The sequence below is a fragment of the Candidatus Woesearchaeota archaeon genome, assembly GCA_026394965.1.
Lineage (GTDB): Archaea > Nanobdellota > Nanobdellia > Woesearchaeales > 0-14-0-80-44-23 > JAPLZQ01.
Map to the genome: position 1 here is coordinate 1 of JAPLZQ010000094.1, position 3,653 is coordinate 3,653.

General features: G+C 36.1%; 4 protein-coding genes. 1 reads left to right on the plus strand and 3 read right to left on the minus strand.

Annotated features, from left to right (window positions below):
- Positions 1-216: 216 nt before the first annotated feature.
- Positions 217-387 (plus strand): hypothetical protein, encoded by a 171-nt coding sequence (locus tag NTV63_03985; protein ID MCX6710079.1) that lies wholly within the window; start codon positions 217-219, stop codon positions 385-387.
- 27 nt (positions 388-414) lie between these two features.
- On the opposite strand, the gene NTV63_03990 is transcribed toward NTV63_03985, so the two are convergent.
- The 3 genes from NTV63_03990 to NTV63_04000 all read right to left on the minus strand — a co-directional run bounded on the left by NTV63_03990 (position 415) and on the right by NTV63_04000 (position 3,522).
- Complete coding sequence (locus NTV63_03990; protein MCX6710080.1) at positions 415-2,178, minus strand: glycosyltransferase; 1,764 nt, start codon at positions 2,176-2,178, stop codon at positions 415-417.
- 88 nt (positions 2,179-2,266) lie between these two features.
- On the minus strand, positions 2,267-3,091 hold the full coding sequence (locus NTV63_03995; protein ID MCX6710081.1) for a Wzt carbohydrate-binding domain-containing protein: 825 nt from the start codon (positions 3,089-3,091) through the stop codon (positions 2,267-2,269).
- Positions 3,088-3,522: a hypothetical protein gene (locus NTV63_04000; GenBank protein ID MCX6710082.1), complete on the minus strand. Its 435-nt coding sequence runs from the start codon at positions 3,520-3,522 to the stop codon at positions 3,088-3,090. Before NTV63_04000 ends, NTV63_03995 begins: the two co-directional genes overlap by 4 nt.
- Between the last annotated feature and the right edge of the window lie 131 nt (positions 3,523-3,653).

Below are 3,653 nucleotides of genomic sequence, written 5' to 3' on the forward strand. Positions count from 1 at the left end.
ACCTTTATTCACAAATTGTACATCCAAAGGATACACATCCCAATCCATACGCGTATGAAGTATTTGCTGAAGAAATCTATAAAAAATTAGTGAAATGCAAACTTATTCCGGAATGATTTTTTAAATGGATGCATTATAAGACTGCTTGAAATCACTGAGTCCAAAAGGATTCTTTATGCTGAACTGAAGAAAATTCAGGAAATAAAAGGCAGAAATATGATAAAGAATATTGTTAAGACAAAAAAGGCAAGAGAATTTATATCATTATACAGATGGCATCTGCTTGCAATAATTATTCTTCTTTTATTGATAATTGCAGCCATTATCAGAATAAGAATAGAGAATATGGCTCCGGGATATTTCGCATACCCAATGCCCTTAAATTGAATGAATAAAATTGTATGATTTGGGATTTTATCTTCCGATTCTTCTTATGCTTTTGTATGCCTTGTCTATATGCGATAGAAAGTATCTGTACCCTTTTGAGTGGTAGAAAATGTATATTTCCCTCTTTTTTTTCATAAGCTCTGCCTTTGCGCTTTCAAGCTCTCCTCTAAGCCGGTCATTTTCTGCCTTTTCATTTTCAAGAGATTCTTTCATGGATTTCTCAATTTCCAAAATCCTGTTTTTCAGACTTTCAATTTCTTTTTCTCTGTTTTCCTTTTCATTTTTTAGGCGGTTGTTTTCTTCTTGGTGCGCTTTTCTTTCTCTTTCAACTTCTTCTGCTGTTTTTTCCTTTTCATTCTTCAGGATTATTATTTCACTTTTTGCAATGTAGCATTCCTCTTTTGCTGACTCAAGATTATTTTTTGTTGCTATAATCTCATTTGTGAGCCTCTCAATCTCATACATTCGCTTTGATTCTTTCATCTCTGCGTTTTCAAGATGAATTTTAAGCCCTTCAATCTCAAGTTTAAGATTTCCAATTTCCTCTTTTCTTTCCTGCTCTTTAGAAACAAGACTGTCTATGTCTGAGCGGAGAAGGCTTGATTCTGCATCTTTCTCCAAAGCCTCTTTTAAAAGGTCATATTTTTCAAAGTCAGTTATTTCCTTTATTTTTTGGTAAATCTCGGGGAGAACTTTCATAAGCACATCTTTTCCCTGTTCCTTGACAAGCTTCCTAAAAACTTCAGGCAGAATCTTGAAAAGGAGCGGATGCGTTTTCTTTATGTCTTTGTAGAAAAGGTGCGATGTTGAAACAGCCCCTGAAATCTCATTAGGAAAATGCTTTGCTACGAAAAACATCCGGTTCCTTTCGCTTTGAAAAACAAAAAATTCAGAATCAGGTTTTATTGTTCCGCCATGTTCATGTATGACTATGCTTTTGGGCGCATATATGAACTTCCATCCTCTTTTTCTGCACCTCTCGGAAAGGTCTATCTCTTCAACATAAATGTTGAAGTCCTCATCTTCCAAGCCCGCTTCTTCAAGGCATTTCCTTTTGTAGAGCATTGAAACACCGCAAAGGGAATAAACTTCTTCCATCCTGTCATACTGCCCGCGGTCAATCTCATTTTGGCCGCGCTGCTGCCAGTAGAAATTTGGGAATTCTATAAGCCCGGCGCTGTCTATCCTTCCGTTTTTCAGGAGAACCTTGCTTCCAGCCCCTCCTATTCTTTTATCCTTTTCAGCTGCTTTCACAAGCTCAATAAGCCACTCTTTCTGAACTTTAGTGTCATTATTCAGTATTGCAACATAATCCCCTAAAGAGTTTCTTATTCCCAGGTTGTTTGCCCTTGCATAATTATTGGCATCATTTTTCAGTATTTTTACAGATGGATAAAATTTGCCTGCAAAGATTACTGAGCCATCTGTTGAACCGTTGTCAACCATTATTATCTCAAGCCTGCTTTTCGGATAATGAATCCTCATAAGGCTCTCAAAGCATCCCCGGAGAAACCTTTTTCCATTGTAATTCACAACTATTACGCTTACCCTGGGCAGTTCATCTTTATCCGGGAATTTATTTGATTGTTTATTAATTTCTTTCAATTTTCCGGATTCCTTATCTGTTTTTTTTATCTCAGAATACCGCCTTTCAGATTTTTTTGAACTTGAATTAATCCTTTTTATGTGGTAGGAGCCGCACTTGCTGCACTTTCTCCTTGTAGAAGTATCTTTCTTATACGCCTTTATCTCATTTCCACAGTTCTGGCACTTGAAGATAAATTTTGCCAATTTTAACCCCCCAATAAATTCCCAACTATCCTGTCCTTTCAGTTAGAATTCCCCTATTTAAGCATTTGGGAATTTGAGAATACATTTCCTAATCATAATTCCATTCGTGTGGAATGTAGAATATCCCGTATTTTTCCCTTACTCCTCCCCCGAACACATAAAATGAGAATTCTTTCCAGTGAAAGTCATAAGGATGGCTGCCCTCATAATTGAGAAGTGTTGCGCTGAATAGGTATTCGCCTTCAAGGAGAGGAAGGGAATCAATGCTAAAAGTAACGCTTCCTTTTCCTTCTATAAAATCCTTAGTCTTACCTGAAAAAGTGGTATTCGGGCCGCATATGTGGATTTCTTCCTTTGAGTGAATGGCAACTCCGAACATTGGCTTTTCAATCCTCTTGTGTGCTTCATATGATATCTTTGCATTGAAAGGCTCGCCAGTCCTGAACCGATTCGTGCTCTTTCCATGATAGTCAAAAAATTCAACTGATACTATTTCTGCTTCATGCGTGCCAAATCCGCTCTTTGTCATTTCCTTTTTTGGGTTAAGCAGGAATTTCATCTCCTGCAAAATTTTTTCTTCAATAAAAACCATCTCAGAAATTCCTTTTTTCGCTTTCAAAAGCGTTTTTTCATCCTTTTTCTTATCTGCTTTTTCTCTTATTGCAAGAAGTTGGTAATAAATGTCATCTGTTTCATCAAATAAATAGTAGTTTAGATTTTGCCTTATTTTCTCTTTAATCTCCTTAAGAACGTCCTCGATAATTCCCCGGTTTTCATAAATTGAATCTATTGTTTCTCTCAATATGCTAATCCGTTTAAAGATGTCCTTTTCATCATCAAATTCCTTTTTCAGAATATCTGTAATTTCAATAAGCAGCTTAATTCTCTTCTCCTTCTTTTCGGGGGTTTTCAATTTTTTATCTCTTCCCACAGTATTTTCTTCCATTCTTTCAAAAGATTTTTTGTGTATTCCTTATCATCACTTTTATCAATTTCCGAGAAAATTATTCCTTTTATCTCATCAATCTTCTTCATTATTCTTTTTTCTTCCTGGATAAGAGCCTTCTCTTTCTTGATTATCTCAATAATCTCTTCTAAAGCAGCCCTTCTTGAATTCTCATCTGTGGCATTTTCCTGCTGGAGGTATGCTGCGCTTTTAATGCGATTCAAAATTCGGATTCTGAAATCCTTGCCCTTTAATTTCTTCAGTTCTTCATACATTACCTTCTTGAATTCGCCTGCAGCCTCAAATTTATTTTCCTTTTTGTCGGAATTTTCCACCTCTTCATTCATTATTGAGAAAAGCTCATTTATTAGCCTCATTTTTTCAGATTCTTTTTTCATTTTTTCATCTCCTTCAGTATCATGATTTTTAATGCTTTTGCCAATGACAGCCGGTATTCCTTGTCAACTGCCCTTTTAAGCTCATTACGGAGTGCATTCTTCACTTCCCGGAGTTTTTCAATCTTAATGGA

What these genes read in the sequence shown, in the direction of transcription:
- NTV63_03985 (MCX6710079.1), top strand. Translation starts at nt 217, where the DNA reads ATGATAAAGAATATTGTTAAGACAAAAAAGGCAAGAGAATTTATATCA.
- NTV63_04000 (MCX6710082.1), bottom strand. Translation starts at nt 3,522, where the DNA reads ATGAAAAAAGAATCTGAAAAAATGAGGCTAATAAATGAGCTTTTCTCA.